Annotated in this window: 19 protein-coding genes, 1 tRNA gene and 1 other annotated feature (1 of these 21 only partly in view); of the genes, 17 read left to right on the top strand and 3 right to left on the bottom strand. The window is 48.7% G+C overall.

The window, feature by feature from the left end:
• Nucleotides 1-898: the 5' portion of a YaaC family protein gene (locus tag V5G20_RS01305; protein ID WP_141334284.1), read on the bottom strand. It extends 101 nt beyond the left edge of the window; only the first 898 of its 999 coding nucleotides appear in the window; it begins with the start codon at nt 896-898; its stop codon lies off the left edge, out of view.
• Between the two features lie 166 nt (nt 899-1,064).
• On the opposite strand from V5G20_RS01305, the gene guaB reads away from it, so the two are divergent.
• The 9 genes from guaB (at nt 1,065) to V5G20_RS01260 (ending at nt 10,824) form a co-directional block, all read left to right on the top strand.
• Entirely contained in the window at nt 1,065-2,525 is a 1,461-nt protein-coding gene (guaB, locus tag V5G20_RS01300; protein ID WP_003392661.1) for an IMP dehydrogenase, read from the top strand.
• 177 nt (nt 2,526-2,702) lie between these two features.
• Complete coding sequence (locus V5G20_RS01295) at nt 2,703-4,022, top strand: D-alanyl-D-alanine carboxypeptidase family protein (protein WP_024984188.1); 1,320 nt, start codon at nt 2,703-2,705, stop codon at nt 4,020-4,022.
• 101 nt (nt 4,023-4,123) lie between these two features.
• The gene (gene pdxS, locus V5G20_RS01290; protein ID WP_003392664.1) at nt 4,124-5,008 is read left to right on the top strand and encodes a pyridoxal 5'-phosphate synthase lyase subunit PdxS; all 885 of its coding nucleotides are present in this window, start codon (nt 4,124-4,126) and stop codon (nt 5,006-5,008) included.
• A gap of 8 nt (nt 5,009-5,016) precedes the next feature.
• Nucleotides 5,017-5,595 carry a pyridoxal 5'-phosphate synthase glutaminase subunit PdxT gene (gene pdxT / locus V5G20_RS01285; protein ID WP_171505955.1) on the top strand — a complete coding sequence of 193 codons (579 nt, stop codon included), beginning with the start codon at nt 5,017-5,019 and terminating at the stop codon, nt 5,593-5,595.
• Between the two features lie 115 nt (nt 5,596-5,710).
• Nucleotides 5,711-5,936: a binding site (T-box leader), on the top strand.
• Between the two features lie 62 nt (nt 5,937-5,998).
• Nucleotides 5,999-7,279 (top strand): serine--tRNA ligase, encoded by a 1,281-nt coding sequence (serS, locus tag V5G20_RS01280; RefSeq protein ID WP_003392668.1) that lies wholly within the window; start codon nt 5,999-6,001, stop codon nt 7,277-7,279.
• 230 nt (nt 7,280-7,509) lie between these two features.
• Complete coding sequence (locus tag V5G20_RS01275) at nt 7,510-7,665, top strand: hypothetical protein (RefSeq protein WP_172920533.1); 156 nt, start codon at nt 7,510-7,512, stop codon at nt 7,663-7,665.
• A gap of 62 nt (nt 7,666-7,727) precedes the next feature.
• Nucleotides 7,728-9,338 (top strand): malate synthase A, encoded by a 1,611-nt coding sequence (gene aceB / locus V5G20_RS01270; protein WP_031933540.1) that lies wholly within the window; start codon nt 7,728-7,730, stop codon nt 9,336-9,338.
• A gap of 17 nt (nt 9,339-9,355) precedes the next feature.
• Entirely contained in the window at nt 9,356-10,636 is a 1,281-nt protein-coding gene (gene aceA / locus V5G20_RS01265; protein ID WP_003392671.1) for an isocitrate lyase, read from the top strand.
• A 111-nt stretch (nt 10,637-10,747) separates the two neighbouring features.
• A tRNA-Arg gene (locus tag V5G20_RS01260) sits at nt 10,748-10,824 on the top strand.
• Between the two features lie 276 nt (nt 10,825-11,100).
• On the opposite strand, the gene V5G20_RS01255 is transcribed toward V5G20_RS01260, so the two are convergent.
• Nucleotides 11,101-12,246, bottom strand: coding sequence for an IS4 family transposase (locus V5G20_RS01255; protein WP_025845287.1), 1,146 nt, complete (start codon nt 12,244-12,246; stop codon nt 11,101-11,103).
• Between the two features lie 149 nt (nt 12,247-12,395).
• Complete coding sequence (locus tag V5G20_RS01250) at nt 12,396-13,379, bottom strand: zinc-dependent alcohol dehydrogenase family protein (RefSeq protein ID WP_243014956.1); 984 nt, start codon at nt 13,377-13,379, stop codon at nt 12,396-12,398.
• A 666-nt stretch (nt 13,380-14,045) separates the two neighbouring features.
• Between V5G20_RS01250 and V5G20_RS01245 the strand changes: the two genes are divergently transcribed.
• The 8 genes from V5G20_RS01245 (at nt 14,046) to V5G20_RS01210 (ending at nt 20,535) form a co-directional block, all read left to right on the top strand.
• Complete coding sequence (locus V5G20_RS01245) at nt 14,046-14,531, top strand: hypothetical protein (RefSeq protein ID WP_122959015.1); 486 nt, start codon at nt 14,046-14,048, stop codon at nt 14,529-14,531.
• Nucleotides 14,503-14,706 (top strand): hypothetical protein, encoded by a 204-nt coding sequence (locus V5G20_RS01240; protein ID WP_122958995.1) that lies wholly within the window; start codon nt 14,503-14,505, stop codon nt 14,704-14,706. Before V5G20_RS01245 ends, V5G20_RS01240 begins: the two co-directional genes overlap by 29 nt.
• The gene (locus V5G20_RS01235; RefSeq protein WP_338463041.1) at nt 14,707-16,122 is read left to right on the top strand and encodes a phage tail sheath N-terminal beta-sandwich domain-containing protein; all 1,416 of its coding nucleotides are present in this window, start codon (nt 14,707-14,709) and stop codon (nt 16,120-16,122) included.
• 11 nt (nt 16,123-16,133) lie between these two features.
• Entirely contained in the window at nt 16,134-16,535 is a 402-nt protein-coding gene (locus V5G20_RS01230) for a phage tail tube protein (protein WP_122958997.1), read from the top strand.
• Between the two features lie 26 nt (nt 16,536-16,561).
• Complete coding sequence (locus V5G20_RS01225) at nt 16,562-16,993, top strand: phage tail assembly chaperone (RefSeq protein WP_338463039.1); 432 nt, start codon at nt 16,562-16,564, stop codon at nt 16,991-16,993.
• Between the two features lie 200 nt (nt 16,994-17,193).
• On the top strand, nt 17,194-19,536 hold the full coding sequence (locus tag V5G20_RS01220) for a phage tail tape measure protein (protein ID WP_255320355.1): 2,343 nt from the start codon (nt 17,194-17,196) through the stop codon (nt 19,534-19,536).
• Nucleotides 19,537-19,606: 70 nt separating this feature from the next.
• Complete coding sequence (locus V5G20_RS01215; protein ID WP_122958999.1) at nt 19,607-20,098, top strand: hypothetical protein; 492 nt, start codon at nt 19,607-19,609, stop codon at nt 20,096-20,098.
• Nucleotides 20,099-20,274: 176 nt separating this feature from the next.
• On the top strand, nt 20,275-20,535 hold the full coding sequence (locus V5G20_RS01210; protein ID WP_122959000.1) for a hypothetical protein: 261 nt from the start codon (nt 20,275-20,277) through the stop codon (nt 20,533-20,535).
• Nucleotides 20,536-20,580: the final 45 nt, after the last annotated feature.

The following is a 20,580-nucleotide window of genomic DNA, read 5'->3' as shown; positions in this document are numbered from 1 at the left end:
CTGCGTAAGAATGGGACAAAGTAAGTTCGCCCCACCATTCCGTATCATATCTGGACAGCATGCTAAGTACGTACAAAAGCAGATAATGGTTGGCCCACTCCGGAAGAGGAAGGGAGTCGTTATCCCCATTCCAAAAAAACAATGATCGCTCCCGTAAGCAAAAGAGTGGATGTTCGTCTAGGCTGGAAAAGGAAGAGAAGGGAACGACCATGGTTTTGCTTCCGTCACTTGACCACTGGACAGAAGCGAGCATGTCTTGATCGTAGTCAAACCGCTTTACGTATTGCTGGAATGTGTCTGGTGAATAAGCGAGTGGTCCTTTTGAAGCAGCAGGAAAATGAAGACGACAAAATATCGCGTTCGTTCTCGCGTCCGTCTCACTTTTCCAGTCAACAGGGACCCAGGGAGAGATATGTCCAATCGCTGCCTGTAGAGGTCCGTGCATGTCAGCCAGGTATGACATCAATTCCTGAATCCTGTAACGGTCCTGAAGGGGCGATACAGAGAGGAGATGAGCCAGATGGGAAAACAACCCTTCCTTTTGTGGACGAACCTCGTCCCTTAGGAATTGATAACCGTTCTTTTTGACTTTCCTCGTAGTCACACCGTGTTGAAGAACCTTGCTGTTCTGCGGATAGTCAGGATCGATGACGATGAGCCATCCCTTCAACAGATGAATACAGCCGTAGAACAGCAGCAAGGGCTTAATGGACAGGGGTGTCTTCGCGGCCGATTCATAAAACAAGCGTGCTTGTTTCCATGTGTATAGAAAACGCGTGCTTTGTTGAAAAGCGAGTCGCTCAGCCTGCACGATACCTTTGCTGTGATAGTGTTTGTATAAAAAAGCGCGTGCCGCCGGTTCTGTTTCCAGCAAGCGCAAAGAGGACCAGGCATCCATTTCCATCACCTTTCTAACATTCGTGTATGAGAGCGCTTTCTTGTTATTTTTTTTGATTTATCTGGATAATTGCTTAGATAACCGAACATTAAAAGGTTACCTTGACAGTAAATTAAGCCGTTTGTTACACTTGCATAAAACATTTTGGCGAAAGGAGCTCATACCTGTGCGGGAAGACAAATTCGTAAAAGAGGGCTTAACGTTTGATGACGTTCTCCTTGTTCCAGGAAAATCAGAAATTTTGCCTCGTGATGTAGATACATCGACAAGATTGAGCGAAAAGGTCGTCTTGAACATTCCGCTGATCAGCGCGGGAATGGACACGGTAACGGAGTCTGCACTAGCGATTGCAATGGCCAGACAAGGCGGAATCGGGATTATCCATAAAAACATGACAATCGAGCAGCAAGCCAGTGAGGTTGACCGGGTAAAACGCTCTGAAAGCGGAGTCATCACCAACCCGTTTTCCCTCAGTTCGGAGCACACCGTCGCAGACGCGGACGCGTTGATGGGCAAGTACCGCATCTCCGGGGTTCCTATTGTCGACAGCCAAAATCATCTGGTCGGAATTCTTACCAACCGCGACCTTCGTTTCGTTCATGACTTTTCGATTCCGATTAAAGATGTAATGACGAAGGAAAATCTGGTGACAGCTCCAGTAGGGACTACCCTGCAGCAGGCTGAAGCCATTTTGCAAAAATACAAGATCGAGAAGCTCCCGTTGGTGGACGAGCATAATGTGCTAAAGGGCCTGATCACCATCAAGGACATCGAAAAAGCGATTCAGTACCCAAATGCAGCCAAAGACCAGCAGGGACGTCTGCTGTGCGGCGCGGCTGTAGGTGTATCCGCCGATACTTTCGAACGCGCAGAAGCATTGGTGAAGGCGGGCGTTGACGTTCTGGTCGTGGATACAGCGCACGGACACCACATCAACGTCAGCAACGCAGTGAAAAAACTGAGACAAGCATACCCGGATCTCACCATCGTAGCCGGTAACGTAGCCACTGGCGAAGCCACTCGCGATTTGATCGAAGCCGGTGCGTCTGTCGTAAAAGTAGGGATCGGACCCGGATCAATCTGTACGACGCGCGTTGTGGCGGGGATTGGGGTACCGCAAATTACAGCCATTTACGACTGCGCCCGCGTAGCCAGGGAATACAATATTCCAATTATTGCCGATGGCGGGATTAAATACTCCGGTGATTTGCCAAAAGCAATCGGTGCAGGCGCATCAGCGATCATGATCGGCAGCCTGTTTGCCGGAACAGAAGAAAGCCCGGGCGAATTCGAGATCTTCCAAGGCCGCCGCTTCAAGGTATACCGCGGCATGGGCTCCATCGGTGCGATGAAAGCCGGCAGCAAGGATCGCTACTTCCAGGAAAACGCGCAAAAGCTCGTTCCTGAGGGTATCGAAGGCCGCGTACCTTACAAAGGACCATTGGCCGATGTCGTCTATCAACTGATCGGTGGCCTCCGCGCAGGTATGGGCTACTGTGGTACGAAAAACATTCAGGAGCTCATCGACAATTCCCGGTTCATCCGGATTACCGGAGCTGGTTTGCGCGAGAGTCATCCGCACGATGTTCAAATTACGAAAGAAGCGCCAAACTACTCTATTTCGTAGGACTATCGAATCAAAAACCCCTTTCCGTTTGCGAAAGGGGTTTTTTTCTAGCCATTCCTACCGGGAAACTAGTGGAAACAAGCTTCAAGTGGGGTTGCTTTCTATGGTACACTTACAAATGTGTGTCCGTGCCTTTAGTGGCCAAGACCGACAGAAGTGGGAGGGTGAGAGATTCAAATGAAACCGAGAACATGGACGAAGCGATTGACGGGTCTGTTCCTTTCTGTCGCTGTTTTTATCACTGCGTGGGGTTCCATGACAGCAAATGCAGGAGCTGCCCCGCAGGCTGACTTGCAGTTGGTTGCCAGTTCGGCGATTTTAGTGGAGGTTTCTACAGGTAAGGTATTATATAGCCTCAACCCTGACCAACCACTGCCACCTGCCAGCATGAGTAAAATGATGACGGAGTATCTGGTCAATGAAGCGGTAAAACAAAAAAAGATTACCTGGGACGAGAAAGTTCCGGTAAGTGAATATGCGTTTTTTATTGCTAAAATGTCAGATTCGTCGGGTGTTTACTTAAATTTGGGCGAATCACATACCGTAAAAGAACTGTATAAGGCAATGGCGGTGTTGTCAGCAAATGATGCAACTGTCTTGCTGGCTGAAAAAATAGCAGGCAGTGAACAAAACTTTGTAGCTATGATGAATAAAAAAGCCCAAGAACTGGGGATGAAGAACACAAAGTTTCTAACTTCAACAGGATTGCCGGCTGATGAATTAGGTCCCTACTCCATTCAAAGCGACCAAAAAGAAAACCTGATGTCTGCACGGGATTCGGCTATTTTGGCTAGAGCGTTGATCCGGGACTTCCCAGAAGCACTGGAAATAGCAAAAATTCCTCGTTTAACATTCCGGGCAGGTATGCCAAATGAAATAAAAAAGGCAAACTACAACTGGATGCTTCCCGGCCTTCCCAACTATTATGAAGGTGTAGACGGTTTAAAGACAGGGTATACTGCCGCTGCGGGTTATTGCTTTACAGGTACAGCAGTACGAGACAATATGCGTGTCATCAGTGTTGTAATGGGAGCTGGGGGTAAAAACGCAGAAATAACCAAGCGTTTTGTCGAAACGAAAAAACTGCTTGATTACGGCTTCAGCAACTTCAAGCTAACCAAACAACTCGACAAAGGCGTGCCAATCAAGGGGTATGAAACCGCTCCTGTGAAAAACGGCGTGGAGCTGACTGTGCCGGCAGTTACAAGCAATGCGGTAATGACTCTGACAAAAATCGGGTCAGAGAGCAAATTCACCCCAACCGTCACGTTCCAGGAGCTCACTGCTCCATTGAAAAAAGATCAGGTAATCGGAAAGGTAGCCTTTGTAGAAGAGGGAACAAAAGAAACCGACTACCTGCAGCCAGAGGACATGGCCAAGGCTGGAGTCGACCTCGTAGCTGGACAAGAAGTCGAGGAAGGCAGCTGGATCCGCCTGTTCTTCCGCAGCATCATCCAGTTCTTTAGCAATATTTTCAGCAGCTTAACCGGCAAATAAGGTTGTACCCAAAATCAAACTTGGATTACAATGGTGAATATTAAGACAGCCATTACAATGTGATGCAGGCATTACAAGACAATTGGGTAGGGGGCTTAGAAATGGTACAAGTAGGAACTTCCCGCGTTAAAAGAGGTATGGCGGAAATGCAAAAAGGCGGCGTCATCATGGACGTTGTCAATGCGGAACAGGCAAAAATTGCAGAAGCAGCCGGCGCTGTTGCCGTTATGGCACTGGAGCGCGTACCGTCTGATATTCGTGCAGCAGGCGGGGTAGCCCGGATGGCTGATCTGGGTATCGTGGAAGAAGTATTGAATGCTGTATCGATTCCGGTTATGGCAAAAGCTCGGATCGGACATTTCGTCGAAGCTCGCGTTCTCGAATCCATGGGTGTTGACTACCTCGACGAGAGCGAAGTCCTGACTCCTGCTGATGACATGTACCATATCAATAAAAAAGAATTCACTGTCCCGTTTGTCTGTGGCGCACGCGACCTCGGCGAGGCTCTTCGCCGCATCGGTGAAGGCGCGTCCATGATCCGTACCAAAGGTGAACCAGGTACAGGAAACATCGTGGAAGCTGTTCGTCACATGCGCACCATGCAGTCGCAAATTCGCAAAGTGCAAAGCATGTCCTACGATGAATTGATGGCAGAAGCGAAAAACCTCGGTGCTCCTTACGATCTGCTGGAATACGTACACAAAAACGGCAAGCTGCCAGTGGTCAACTTCGCAGCAGGCGGTGTAGCGACCCCTTCCGATGCGGCTCTGATGATGCAGCTCGGCGCTGATGGCGTATTCGTAGGTTCCGGTATTTTCAAATCGGAAAATCCGGAGAAATTTGCTCGCGCGATCGTAGAAGCAACCACACACTACACTGACTATGAACTGATTGCCCGCGTCTCCAAAGGACTGGGTACAGCTATGCCGGGTCTGGAAATCTCCAAGCTGCGTGAAGCAGACCGCATGCAAGAGCGCGGATGGTAAGGTGACCGATCATGAAAATTGGCGTTCTTTCCTTGCAGGGAGCTGTCGCTGAGCATATCCGCATGCTGGAGGCAGCAGGTGCGACAGCAGTCGCAGTTAAAAAAGTGGACGAGCTTGAAGATCTGGACGGATTGGTCATTCCCGGCGGAGAGAGCACGACCATCAGCAAGCTGATGCATAAATACGGTTTTATCGAAGCGCTGCGCGAGTTTGGCCAAGCCAGAAAACCGATATTCGGTACATGTGCGGGAGCGATTTTGCTCGCCAAACGCATAAACGGCCAAGACGACTGCCATCTCGGATTGATGGATATCAAGGTGGAGCGCAATGCCTTTGGCCGCCAAAAGGAAAGCTTTGAAGTCGAGCTTCCTGTCGCAGGAGTAGCGGCGGATTATCCAGCCGTTTTCATCCGCGCGCCGTATATCATGGAAGTAGGCGAAGCCGGTCAGGTACTTGCCAAGTATGAAGAAAAGATCGTGGCTGCTCGGCAAGGACATTATTTGGCGGCAGCATTCCATCCGGAGTTGACGGAGGATGCACGGTTGCATCAATACTTCGTCGACATGGTGAAGGAATACCGCGGCTGATTGTCCGTAAAAGATGCATGTCCAAAACCGGTACCGATAATGGTGCCGGTTTTTTTCACGATCTTTACACAGGTATAGAACCTGTAGTACAGTTAACAATAGAAGATAACAAACAAGGAACGCGATGAAGAGACTAGTACTTTGCAAGCGCTTGGCCCAGAGAGTCGGTGGCAGGTGAAAACCGACCCAGTCTGCAAGGGAATCCATCTCTGAGTGGCAAAGGATCAACTTTGCCCGGCACCGCCCCGTTACGGCGGATTCAAGCGGGTATATGCCGGGAAACGGAAGCAGGCATATATCAACAAGGGTGGCAACGCGGGTTACCAACACTCGTCCCTTACCATAGGGGACGGGTGTTTTTTCATTGCGTGCAAGAAGAATCAACGATGTTGGAGGGGTATCTATGTTAGACGTAAAAGTGTTGCGCAACGATTTAGACGGAGTAAGACGCCGTTTGGCGGATCGCAATGAGGATATTTCTGCACTGGATCAGTTTGCCGAGGTGGATGAAAAGCGCCGCCAGTTGATCCAGGAAGCGGAAGGCTTGAAGAACAAACGAAATACTGTATCCGAACAGGTAGCGGTATTGAAGCGCAACAAAGAGAACGCTGACCATCTGATCGCAGAGATGAAGGAAGTAAGCGACCGAATCAAGGTGCTGGACGAAGAACTGCGCCAGCTCGATGAACAGCTTGAGCAAATTCTGCTGAGCTTGCCCAACCTTCCTCATGAGAGCGTTCCGGTAGGCACGTCGGAGGATGACAACGTCGTTGCCTGGACGTGGGGCGAGCCAAGAAAGTTTTCTTTTGAGCCCAAACCGCACTGGGAGCTTGGTCAAGAACTGGGCATCATCGACTTCGAAACAGCGGCAAAGGTGACCGGCAGCCGATTTGTTTTCTACAAAGGACTGGGTGCCCGTCTGGAGCGCGCGCTGATGAACTTTATGCTCGATCTGCATACGACGGAGCACGGCTATGAAGAGCTTCTGCCGCCGTATATCGTGAACCGGACAAGCATGACGGGAACAGGTCAATTGCCAAAATTCGAGGAAGACGCATTCAAGCTGGAAGGACCAGATTACTTCCTGATCCCGACAGCAGAGGTGCCGGTAACCAACATGCACCGCGACGAGATCATGGATGGTGCAGAGCTGCCTCGCTACTATGCGGCATACAGCGCTTGTTTCCGTTCGGAAGCGGGATCGGCAGGCCGCGATACGCGCGGACTGATTCGCCAGCATCAATTCAACAAGGTCGAGATGGTGAAGTTCGTCAAGCCGGAAGATTCCTATGAGGAACTGGAAAAGCTGGTGAAAAATGCGGAGAAGATCCTGCAGCTGCTCGGTCTGCCTTACCGTGTCATGAGCATGTGCACCGGCGACCTCGGGTTTACAGCGGCGAAAAAGTACGACCTGGAAGTGTGGATTCCGAGCTACAATACGTACCGGGAGATTTCGTCCTGTTCCAACTTTGAGGATTTCCAGGCGCGTCGGGCCAACATTCGTTTCCGCCGCGACAGCAAATCGAAGCCGGAGTTCGTGCACACATTGAATGGATCGGGACTGGCGATTGGCCGGACAGTTGCCGCGCTGATGGAGAACTATCAGCAGGAGGACGGCACCATCCTGATTCCGGAAGTGCTTCGTCCATATATGGGTGGTCTGGAGAAAATCGCTCCCAAATAATGCAGATCAAAATGATTTCTGGCTATCTAGAAAAGCAGTTTTCTGTTCTAATACAGAAAGCTGCTTTTTTGTCTGCAAAAACAAAGAGTTAAATGAGTGGCGGAATTTTTAGAAAATGTGTTGCACAACAGAAATGACTGTTATATAATAACTTCAAACATTACGAATATTGTATTAATACAGTTGATGGGAGGAGTTAACGATGAATTGTTATCGTTGTGAAGGAAACGGTGAGCAGAATTGTCCCCAGTGCGGCGGCGCCGGGCGCGATGATCACGGGTCAGCATGCCATCACTGCCATGGTGACGGATGTATCTCCTGCAGTCATTGCAGTGGAAGCGGGCTATTGGATTAAAGCCATTTTTTTTGAACCTACTGTACTATAATACACAAAGATTAATTTACCTGTATTATAACGTTTCCTGCACAAGGAGAGGAGGAGATCATATTGACTGCGATTCAAACCAATCAGTACCCGGCAGATGTTTTGATTACAGGCGAAATGCCGCCACAGTACGCCGATATACTTACGCCGGAAGCGATCTCGTTTCTGATCAAGCTGGAGAGCGCCTTTGGCGGCAGGAGGAGTGAGCTCTTGGAGCTGCGCAGAAAGAAGCAGGAGTTCATCGACTCAGGGCAGCTCCCTGATTTTTTGCCTGAAACAGCCCATATTCGCAACGGCGATTGGAAAGTGAACGATTTGCCGACCGATCTCCAGGACCGGAGAGTGGAGATTACCGGTCCTGCCGGAGACCGAAAAATGGTCATCAATGCGTGCAATTCCGGAGCTCGGGTATTCATGGCTGATTTTGAAGACGCCAATTCTCCCACATGGGCCAATACGATCGAAGGCCAGATCAACATGCGGGATGCCGTAAGGAGAACGATTTCCTATACCAGCCCTGAGGGAAAACAGTACGCCCTCAAGGAGAAAACAGCCGTACTGATTGTAAGGCCGCGCGGTTGGCATTTGGATGAAAAGCACATAAGGCTTCACGGAAACCCGATGTCCGGCAGCTTGTTCGATTTTGGCCTTTATTTCTTCCATAATGCCCGGATATTGCTCGATTCGGGAAGCGGCCCCTATTTTTATCTGCCCAAGCTGGAAAATCATCTGGAAGCGAGGCTCTGGAACGACGTCTTTTGCTTTGCCCAGGATGAGTTGGGCATACCGCGAGGCACTATCAAGGCAACGGTTTTGATCGAGACGATTTTGGCCGCCTTTGAAATGGAAGAAATCCTGTACGAGCTGAGAGAACACAGTGCAGGGCTAAACTGCGGCCGCTGGGATTACATCTTCAGCTACATCAAAAAGCTGCGGAACCGGCCCGATGTGATTGTGCCTGACCGGTCAACGGTGACTATGACGGTGCCCTTTATGCGGGCGTACACGACACTGGCGGTCAAGACCTGCCACAGGCGGGGAGCACCATGCATCGGCGGGATGGCCGCACAAATTCCGGTAAAAAACGACCCGGCAAAAAACGAGGAAGCGCTGGCAAAAGTGAAAGCAGACAAAGAGCGGGAGGCGTACGACGGACACGATGGAAGCTGGGTGGCCCACCCCGGACTGGTTCCGGTGGCGATGGAAGTCTTTAATCGCCTGATGCCGGAAGCAAACCAGATCTGGTATAAGCGCGAGGACGTCCATGTAACTGCCGCTGACCTGCTGGCCGTACCGGAAGGCCAGATCACCGAAGAAGGAGTCCGCACCAACATCAGGGTAGGGATTCAGTACATCGAGGCATGGCTTCGCGGCTATGGCGCCGTGCCGATCAACAACCTGATGGAAGACGCCGCAACAGCGGAAATTTCCCGCGCTCAGGTGTGGCAATGGATCAAGCACCGCCGGGGTGTTTTGCCGGATGGCCGCAAGATTACGACTGCTTTGGTCACCCAGTGGCTGAGCGAAGAGCTGCAAACCTTGAAACAGCAAATCGGCCAGGAACGGTACGAAACCGGCAAATACAAGCTGGCAGGGGAATTGTTCCTCCAGCTGGTGACGGCCGACGAGTTTTCCGAGTTTTTGACCGTTCCAGGCTATGCCTATCTTGATTAAAAAAGGGAGTGGGAGAAATGAACAAACAAGAGGCTATTCGACAATTAGAGGAAAGCTGGAAGACAGACCGGTTTAAAGGGGTGCAGCGTCCGTATACGGCGGAAGATGTAGTCAGACTGCGGGGCTCGGTCCAAATCGAGCATACGCTTGCCCGGATCGGGGCAGAGCGGCTGTGGCAGTTGCTCAACACGGAGCATCACATCAAGGCGCTTGGCGCTTTGACCGGGAATCAGGCGATCCAGCAAGTAAAAGCGGGATTGAAAGCCATCTATCTAAGCGGCTGGCAAGTAGCCGCCGACGCCAATCTGGCCGGACAGATGTACCCGGACCAGAGCCTGTACCCGGCAAACAGTGTCCCGCAGGTGGTCAAACGGATCAATCAGGCACTGCAGCGGGCAGATCAGATCCAACAGTCCGAAGGGACGGGCGACACCTATTGGTTTGCACCCATCGTGGCAGATGCGGAAGCCGGCTTTGGCGGACCGCTCAACGTCTTTGAGCTGATGAAAGGCATGATCGAAGCGGGAGCATCGGGTGTACACTTTGAGGATCAGCTCGCATCAGAGAAAAAATGCGGCCATATGGGCGGCAAGGTATTGATCCCGACACAGGCGGCCATTCGCAACCTGGTAGCGGCCCGTTTCGCGGCAGATGTCATGGGTGTGCCGACTGTGATCGTAGCCCGGACCGATGCAAACGGAGCGTTTTTGATCACAAGTGACATCGACGACAGCGACAAGCCGTTTTTGACCGGGGAGCGGACACCAGAGGGCTTCTTCCGAATGAGAGGCGGACTCGATGCCGCGATCGCCCGCGGACTCAGCTATGCTCCATACGCCGATTTGATCTGGTGCGAAACGTCTGAGCCGAACCTCGAGGAAGCACGCCGTTTTGCCGAAGCGATTCACGCCAAATACCCTGGCAAATTGCTGGCTTACAACTGCTCGCCGTCCTTCAACTGGAAGAAGAAGCTGGATGAAGCAGACATCGCCCGTTTCCAAAACGAGCTGGGCGATATGGGCTACAAGTTCCAGTTTGTCACGCTGGCCGGCTTCCACGCCCTCAACTACAGCATGTTTGAACTGGCACGGGGCTATCGCGACCGCGGCATGGCTGCTTACTCTGAGCTGCAGCAAGCGGAGTTTGCGAGCGAGGCGTACGGCTACACGGCTACGCGCCACCAGCGGGAGGTAGGCACCGGGTATTTTGATGAGGTCGCGCAGGTAATTGCAGGAGGCACATCGTCGACGACGGCATTGACTGGTTCTACAGAGGAAGAGCAGTTTACTCACCATTAAGGTGTTTAATTAAAGTAAATAAAAAGGGAAAGGACCAGGGATAAGCTCTCTGGTCCTTCGTTTGCAAAATGCGCGAAATCGCCCTATAATAGAAGGAGTGTAAACGAATATGTCCCCGTAGCTCAGCAGGATAGAGCGTCAGTTTCCTAAACTGTAGGTCGGAGGTTCGAATCCTCTCGGGGACGCCATTGGAAAAGTAGAAATGGCGCGGGTTTCAGCTGGATAGCTACCCGCGCCATTCTTTTGTTAATGTCTGTTTGCAAACATTTTGCAAAAGTCGAAATTTCGGGCGCTTATTGAATACCATTAGCGTTGCATAAAAAATGAATCCATCTATTGTCAAATTATTCTGAATGACATTTTCAACTTTACAACCAAAAACGAGAACAGCCAAGCAAAAGGTAGCCACTATCCATTTGGTAGTTTTATACATTTATTACAACATCGACAACAACAAACAACACTTACTTCCTTTTCTGTCGCCCTCTGGATGTTCGTTTGGATTGGTAATCCATTCTGCCTATCCATTGTTCAAAGGTCTGCCAGAGAAACACTTTGAGCCATCTACTGATTTGCAGCAGACTGTGCTGACTGTTTCTTTCCAGCTTTACAAGAAGCAACAAGCAGTAAGCAATGAGAGCGAGAAAAACTTGATTCCAGACCGCATTTTCACTTGTTCCATAGAACGTCTTGATCTTTGCGTGTTGTTTCATCCATTTGAAAAACAGTTCTATTTGCCAGCGCCAACGGTAGATGTCGCTCAATTCTTCTGCTTCTAAGTCGAACCGATTGGTGATGATTCGAATACGATTTCCTTTCGAATCATGCGTTTCAATCAGTCGTAACACATTATCCACCCGTTTTTGTGGCGTTCCAAGAAGGATCATGGAGTCGGATAAAACGGAGCTTTCTGGTGGTACTTTGAAAGTATACAAATGACGAGTTTCCGCGTTATCCTTGAGACGTGAAGCAAAAAAGATGCCCTGATCGGTATACTCATCGAACTTTTCATAATCCACGTACCCTCGATCAAAGACGTACATGGCTCCGATCTCATCAATCAGCGACTCCATTTGGGTGCGGTCATTGGATTTGGCACAAGTTAGGGAAATCTTTTCAGGATAGACATCCTCCTGGCTTGCGAAAACGAGACGAAGATGAATTTTGATTCCTGCCTTTGTTTCGCGAAAGGTTGCCCACTTATACTTTTGCAAACATAATCCAATTGTAGTGGAATCAATGATCTTTATGTGTTTTCGAAGAGAGCAGGCTTTTCCAGAAACGCGTTGAATTTGCTGGACAAGGTCGACAAAAACTTCTTCAAGCAAAGCAGGTTCTACCCGATTGTTTTTTCGACTAAGCTGTGCGGGGCTGATCGATGACAGTCCTAATTCTTGCTGAAATTTCTTTGATAGAACATCGTCAGCAATGGCTCGAAGCCCTTCGCGTTGCTGAAGTTGGGCATGTAAAAATAGGAGAAGATACGCTTTTGTCGTCAGCTTCTTCACGTACTTGTCTTGATCCGTTTCGTCAATTCGTTGTTGAAGTTTCATAATATTGATGGGTGCAACCCATTTACCAAATGAAGAAAATAGGGTATTCTTGTCCATGAGCTATCCTTTGCGTTGGATTTGGACAGGAACTACCTGACCTTTCCAGTGTAAAGGATTTTTTTGTTCCCTAGACAACCAAATACCAAAGATTATGTGTATTTTGAATGATGGGAAAAGATTAATGCAACGCTAGTGATTGAATACTTTTAAACTAATAATATTTTTCCGGTCCGTTTATTGCTTTCAGCAAACTGCACTGCTTCTTTTACGCAATGCAAAGCAAATCTTTCGGTAGGTGCTGTGAAATTAAGTTGACCATTTTGTACAAGTTCGATGACCTTCTCAAAAGTGTCGTGCCATCTAGACAAGGAAATTTGTTGAATCCAGTGTCGCAACAAGAATAATTGTGGATGAACGCTAAGTTCTTTTGAAATTCTCGCCCAATCTACTTGAGTCCCAGATAAAAGACCCAAAGCCAAGAAAGTCCCCCCGGGACGTGTTGACCGAGCCAACTCAAAACCATCTAAACCACCGATCGAATCAATAGAGGCATCAGCGCCTTGTCCATTTGTAACACTCATCGTTGCATCGTAAATAGACATTCTTGAGCTATCGATTACATGCCACGCTCCAAGATTAAGCAACTCCTCTGCATATCGTGTATGACGGATGATCGCGATAACTCTGAACCCAAATAGAGAGGATAATTGAATGAATAGACGGCCAATTGATGAGTTAGCGGCATTGACTAGCAAAACCTGATCAGAAGTAATCTTTAACGTCTCCGTGTAAATAACCCACGCAGTTATTGGATTTATGTACAAGCGGCTGGCTGCATCATCGTTGATTTGGTCAGGAACCTCAATCGCTAAAACCGCTCTTGATATGACGTAATCTTGCCATGTCCCCTCACCTCGTAAGGGCAGAACACGTTTCCCTATTAAAGTGGAGGAAGCTAAGGGACCTGTTTCTACAACGGTACCTACCCCTTCATATCCTGGTACTGCGGGCAGACATATTCGATGCCTATATGCACCACGAATTGGAATTAAATCAGAAGGATTAATAGGCCGAGCATCCATTTTTACCAAGATTTCATCTTGTTTCAAAGGTTCAATAATTCGCTGTTCTACTTTCAACACGTTTTGGGGATCGCCAAATTGATAGTACCGTACAACCTGAGCATACATGATTTATTTTGCCCTCCCTTCTTCGACATAAACAAGGGTATAGGACACGAAGTCAGTTAGCAAGTGGAGGGTCTATTTAACAAAATCATTTATTATTCCGAGCGTGATGCTCCCCTACCTGCCGAGAAGGTAGCGTGCGAACCACCGGAAGGCTGATTTAACAAAGCAATCGATTTGTAATGGGGGAACAAGAGCGGAGAAACAAATCAAAGTTCGAGTCTTTTAAACTGCTGTCGATTATCAAATCCAACGCTCTGTTTTGATATCAGAAGGGCTGTTTACAGTAATTTTTACTGCCCCACCTGTCGGATATTCGGCGAAACATCTGCTCCTCCTTGATAAAAAGCAGCTTCCCTACGGTTTTAGCCGACCCACCGACGATATAATCTTGATCTACTTTTGAAACAGAACTGAGAAACCTTTTTCCCAAACCCATGATAATCTTGTACTGTAAGCAAATATGGAAAGCCACCCGGAATCAATCCGAGTGGCTTTTCTGTTTTCTTACCATGGATGTCCGGCTTTCTGGCTTATAACGATTCAATGGGGTGGTGGTGCTTTCAAAGGTGGTTAATACGGGAAGCAACGTAGAGCAGTCAACCATGGATGAGTTGGTAACAGTGAAGTTCAACCAATTAGCAAGGAGGTTTGTTCCGAGTGGGAAACATGGGCGATGATGTATTCTCGGTATGCAGCTGGCTGAATCTCGCAACGGGCATTCCAACCGAAACATTCAGGGCTCCAGATGAGTTTCAACGCCCATTGTGGATCGTCGAGGAGCCCTCGCGCACCGCGGAACCACGTAGGGCAGATGTCTATCGGGAAAAGGCGACAATGAATGTTGTCCTGATGGCAATGGATGATAAACAGCTTACGGATGTGTCTCTGCTGATTAGACAGAGTCTTGCAGACCGGGGCTGGATCCTCCCGCTCTACAGTGCAGACAAGCAGCAGGTAGGGTTTCTGCGGGAATGTCGATTGACGATGTACAAACCAAATGGCTTTGACCGATCAATCGAGCTTGTGTATACGGCATATATCCCGTATACCCCGATGGAATACGATCCATTGGAAGTGATTCATCGACGGTACGATGAGACATTAAGAAAAGGAGACAAGATGTATGGCTCGCGCAAAATCAAAGGAAATTGACATGGACCAAGCATCGGTAACGTATGCGAAAGACCAAATCATGAAGGTGGCTGAGCAAAAGTTTGGGGTAAACCGAACCGAAGCAATTGCCGCCTTTTTTGATGCACCGGCGGAGATGACGGTCGCCGAGGCAGAGCAATGGATTCAGAAGTTTAAGGAAAGGAAGGCGGTTTAAATGGCGGGACTATATCAACCGGGAGAAGAAAAAGCGCTGTCCGGCGTGTACTCTTTTTTAAAGTCGTTTATCAAAGAGCAGACAACAATGGGGATTCGCGGGAAGCTGGCTCTTCCTATCGTGGCTCATTGGGGGCCGATCGGGGAGTTTGTAACCGTCCGTACAAAAGCCTCTGCTCAGAAAATTTTTGGTGCGACGGAAGAATTTGAGTTGATTTGGGCGTCCGATCCGCATCCGACAGAAGTTTTGCTCTATCGGGTGGCTGGTGAGAGCGCTGCTGCCGCAAGCGCAACATTGAAGGGCGCTGCCACCGAAGTTTTGAAGGTGGAAGCAAAGCACAAAGGCGAGTTGGGCAACAGCCTGAAAGTTGTCGTACAGCCTAATCTCATCGACCATACGAAAATCGATGTACTCGTTTATCGAGGTGCGGAGTTGGTAGACAATCAGACAGGCGGGACCGTCGACGAGCTGGTCGAAGCTTTCCAAGGCAGTGAATTTGTTGTACTCAAAAAGCTGGCCGATGGGCTGCCTGATCCAACGGCGGGGGTCATCCTGTCTGGCGGAAACAGCGGAACAAGCGTGGAGGCCACAAAGTATACCGCCTATCAAAACGCTTTGGCTACACAGAAAGGCAAATTCGGTGTGTTTACATTGGGAATCGCCGACCCGGCTTTGAACGCTGCTGCAGAGGACTGGACGAAGCAGCAATGTGAGATCGGAAACTACGTCAAGTTTGTTTTTGGCGGCGACAGCAACAGAGATAAAGACAAGAAGGCGACCATGAAAGCATCTACGGATGCCAACCATATGGCCGTTGTCAATGTGGGGAGCGGGGTTCACTGGAGAGGAAAAACCTATCACAGTGCCAAGCTTGCTATCTATATTGCCTCACTCATGGCATCCATGCCGCTCAATTATACGATGGCTCTGTACATCACACCATTTGAGTCTCTGACTGTGGAGTGGGATGAAGCTACAGACTTGATTGAAATGGTACAAGCTGGCGTTCTCATGCTGAACACGGACAACAACCGGGTGATCATTCAGGAGCCTGTAAACACGCTGACGATTCCGGGGCCCAACCAGTCAAAAGACTACGGAAAAATCCGAGTAGCTGATACATTCCATACCATTTTGCACGCGGAAGAGAAGGCAGGAAAGGAATGGATTCGTCAGCAGCCCAATAGCAACAGTCCTGCACGGCGTGCGGCTTTTTGTCAGATGATGAAACGGGAAGTGTTCAAGCCTCTGGCAATGCTTGAGGTAATCGCTGATGACTACGAGTACATCGAGGACCCGGATTACCACGGGGATAACGCCATTTATACGCCGGCTCGCAACGCTGGACATTTTATCGCCGGCTTCCGCCACCAAGATGCGCTCGAAAAAATCTATATTTACAACAAATCGAATTGAGGTGAAGTGGCATGGCAGCAACTTTTTCGGGTACCCATGGGCATTTTTACAACCAAAACGGCAAAGAGCTTCCGGAATGCATCGGATTTGAGCTTACCGAGGAATTTGAAAAAGGAGAAAGCAAGCGTGCGGGTCGACTCCGCAAAAGTCACCGCGTATTGTCTTCTTCGGTCAGCATGACTGCTACTTTTGAACGGACGGCAGACGTCCAGGAAATTATTAAGGAAATCGCCGCTAATCCGGAAAAGAAGGTCAATTTTATCGGCGAACTAAATGATCCGGTCGCTGGGAAGTATCGTGTCGCTGTTACTGGCTTTTCTCCCGACTCCCTCGTTTTGGCAAAATGGGGGCATGGCGAGCTGGATGAAGACACGACTCTGGAAGGCACAGTCGACGACTACGAGTTTATTTAAAAATAGGGGAAGAGGAGGAAACAACCGTGAGTGAATTTTTGACGATGGAAGAATTTTTGAGTATGGACACCCAGGAGCACGTAAAGGATGTATGGTTTTGGAAGCGCAGAGAGGTTGCGCTTCCCATCCGCTCCGTATCTGGCGAGGTATATTTCAAGGCAAGAAAGGCGGCACTGAAGGTATCCGTGTTGGGCAAAAAGGGCAAAGCGGAGCGCAAAGTCGAGTTTGACGACCTGCGTCAGAAGGCGGAGATTATTATTGCCGGCATCGATACAGAGCGTACCGACTTCCGCATTGACTCTCCGCAGGTACTCGCCAAATTCGGCAAAATTGCAGCTGTTGACGTCATTCCTTGCATCTTCCGACCAAGTGAGATTGATTCGCTGTACGAGGCCATTGCCCGAATCAGCGATTTTGCCGACGACGAGGAGGCAGAGGAAGAGGTAAAAAACTCATAAAAGAGAGCCCTGAGCTGGCTCTCTATTCGTATATTTGGCAAGAAAAAAATATTTTCCCGCACGAGATTATGCAGCTCACAGAGCGGGAGAGACAGTTCATCTTAGTTTCGACGGCGATGGAGATTGAGAGGAAAGCGGAGCAAGCCGAGAAAATGGAGCGAACGAAAGGACGACGTATGAAAGGGAGGAGGAGGTAGCCGGTGGGAAACAGTACAAGTCTCGAAATACAGGCAAATACGCCTAAGCAGCTCTCCTCTTTCATGAAGAGCTTGAACAGCATCCTTGATTTATTGGAAATAGTGGATGATGCAGCTTCTGGTTTCGGGAGGACCATCAGTCGTTTTACCCACATTTCCATTGTGAATGTGTCCGTTGCCTTTACCCAGGTTCATCTTGAGGCGGCAAAAGCAGCCAATAAAATAATCCAGTTCGAACAAGCAGTTGATTCTGTTGACAGCAAGAAGATCGACCATTTGGATCGGGCTTTGCAAAACTCGGGGAAGGCTGGAGCAAACGCAGCGAAATCCCTAGAGTCCATGGAGAAAGCTGTCACTAAAATGAAAGAATTAGGAGGTATTCTCTCAACTGCTGGGCAGATAATAACTGCTGGTTTATCTGCTGCTGCAACATCAGCCTATGACATGGAGCAAGCCGTAGACATTCTACAGGCCAAAGTAAGCGCAACAGATGCGGAAATGAAAGCTATGTCCAAGTCTGTTTACGGGTTGTATACCTCCGGGCTGGTTGAATTTCCGCGAGAGGCAACCGAGTCTTTTGGGCGATTCCGGCAGCTGTTGGAAGGGACCGATCAGGAAATCGAAAAGGTAGCCGGGGGAGCGCTGGCTTTGGAGAAGATCTCCTACGGCAAGCTTGATCAGGACAATGTTACAAAAGCATTGGAAATGATGCAAGAGCAGTGGGGCACAGACCCGGTCAAAGGCCTTGATTTGATCACTGCGGCCTACAACAGAGTCGGGGATAAAGCTGGCGATATGCTGGATACCATTGCGAAGTATTCCCCGTTTTTCAAAGAGGCGGGGATGAGCGCGGAAAAAATGATGGGCATGTTTGTAGCGGGTACAGAAGCAGGGGCATCTAACTTCAGTAGTCTGGGCGAAGAGTTTAAACAAGGGTTTGGGAAAAATTTGAACAAGGCACTGGACGAAGGCGCTTTGAAGGCTCTTAAACCAATATTTGGAGAAGAGAAGCTGTTTTCTATGCTGGATCAAATCAAATCCGGAGGGAAAGAAGCTGAATCAGCCATCGCGGCTATTACAAAAGGGATTATGTCGCTGGAGGATCAAGCTGCACAAGACAACGTCATGTCAGCCATTTTTAAAGGATCGTATGCGGATCTGGGACGCGATGCTACTCTTGCAATGCTGAATGCAGGTCCACTGGAGGATTTTGCGGGCAAAACGGCAGAAATCACAGACAAGGTAAAGGACGAATGGCGAGCCATGGCAAATGAGATGAAGCTTGCTTTCCAACCAATCGGTGCTACCGTGCTGGATATTGTAAAGCCCATTGTTGGAGTAATAACAGAGCTGGCCAATGGTATCGGGGCTTTTACAAAAGAGCACCCGTTCATTACAAAGGTGGCGGTGTCTTTTCTGATGCTTGTTGCTGCCTTGGCATTGCTTGCTGGTCCGTTGATGTTCTTGGCGACGATTTGGATACCACTGACACAGGGTTTTACAGCAATGACAGGGGTTATGAGCGGCTTTGGGTTAGCTTCGTTGACTGCATTGTGGCCTATTCTCTTGGTTATCGCGGCTGTTATCGCGCTGATAGCGGCAGGATGGTGGTTATACGATAACTGGGAAATGGTTAGCACTTATCTAGTAGCAGCATGGGAATTGATCAAAAGCGTAGGTTTAGCCATTTGGGAAGGCTTATCTGCATACTTCACCATGTTAATTGAATTTTGGAAGGGAATTTTCACAGGGTTTATACAGTTCTTGACAGGGGATTGGTCCGGTGCCTGGGAAACGATTAAGACCACCTTCTTCAATGCTTTCACGACGATAGACGGGTGGTTTGGCGGATGGATCAGCGGTTTGTTTGAGAGCGGGCAAAAAATAATTACCACGATCGTAAGCGGAATTTTGTCGGTCAAAAACAAGATTGCAGAGGCTCTCCAAAGTGCATTTCAATGGGCAGATCAATTTCTCCCTCACTCAGATGCAGAACTGGGGCCGTTCTCGCGTTTGACTGAAAGCGGTATGGCGATTCCCGAGACGATGGCGATAGGAATACATGCAGCAGATGATTCTTTGGTAAATGCGATGGAAAGCAGCTTTAGTCAAGTGCCCAGCTACACACCTTCTTTGGCTAACAGCGAAATTTCGCAAGGCAAAGGGAGTCAATCTGGCCCAAGTCCAACGTATGTTGATTTCCGACCAACCATTCAAGTGTCGTTGCAGGCCAAAAACATGAACGATAAAGAGGATCTGTATCAGTTGGCTGAACAAATGGCCGAAACCATAGCTGAGAGATTACATCATGTTTTATCAGGAACCGGCACCGTTGCTCTTGAGTAAATAGACCTCCTTCAGAAAAATGGTTATTATAACGAATATAACCATTTTTAAAACTAAGGGGGCCTCTTCTATGTGGAAGGCGCTGGCGATTTTTTGTATTTTGGCTTTTCTTGTTTTGATAACTATGGCGGTCATAAACATGGTGAGAAAAACGGGGAGTGCCAAGCGGATGTTGATGTACGCAGTGGTTTCATTGGTTTTGGCAATCGTAGGGGCGAACATAGATGTAAACAGTAAAGAGACGGTAAAGCCTCAAGCCTATGAAGTGGAGGACGTCCCTCCATATTCGATCGCAGACGAACAAAGCGATAAATCGCAGAGGCACTTGCGTATAACAACGAGTGCGTCGGAAGAATCAGATCTAAGAAAGATTGTTCTGGACATCCGGAATAAATATCAAACGGACGAAGCAGTTTGGCTGTTTATTCACGAGCCGGATAAGAACCCGAATGGGAAAGGATTCGGTACCCTAATTGCTACGGCGAGGTTTGGAAATACCGAACTTGGGACTGCAGCGGCTGGGACTAAAAGTATTGAAGATTACTTTTTTGAGAAAAAGTAATTGAGGGGCTTACCCATTAAATGGAAAAATAGCTGTTTGCCTCTCAATCCGTACTGAGGAAGTTACACGGTATGGAAATTAATCTCGGCTAGTGTTGAACGAAGAATGCTAGGAGAATGGATGGCAGGTAAAATTTTTCCTGTATAGAATATTTTCCACTAAGGAGGGTATTGTGTATGGGTATATTTGGCGGAAAGAAAGAAACAAATAATGAGTCACGTATCTTAGTGATAACCTCTGATCGATTAAACAGGGACTATGAACCATTAGGGACCGTTATGGTAACATCCCCCAAAGTTACGAATGACTTTAATTTTATCATTGATTTAGTCGGGGAAAAGGCTAAAGAGCAAGGCGCAGATGCTGTAATTTGTTTTAGGTACAGTCTCAGTGGGGCTTTGCACACTGGCTACGGCACCGCAGTAAAATACAAGTAAATACCAAAAGACGCTCTTCATGCGAGGGGCGTCTTTTTCATTGGA

Source organism: Brevibacillus borstelensis (assembly GCF_036700025.1).
In the GTDB taxonomy this organism is placed as follows: Bacteria; Bacillota; Bacilli; order Brevibacillales; family Brevibacillaceae; genus Brevibacillus; species Brevibacillus borstelensis.
The sequence above is the reverse complement of the archived record's forward strand: the minus strand, read 5'-3'. Positions and strand labels throughout refer to the sequence as shown.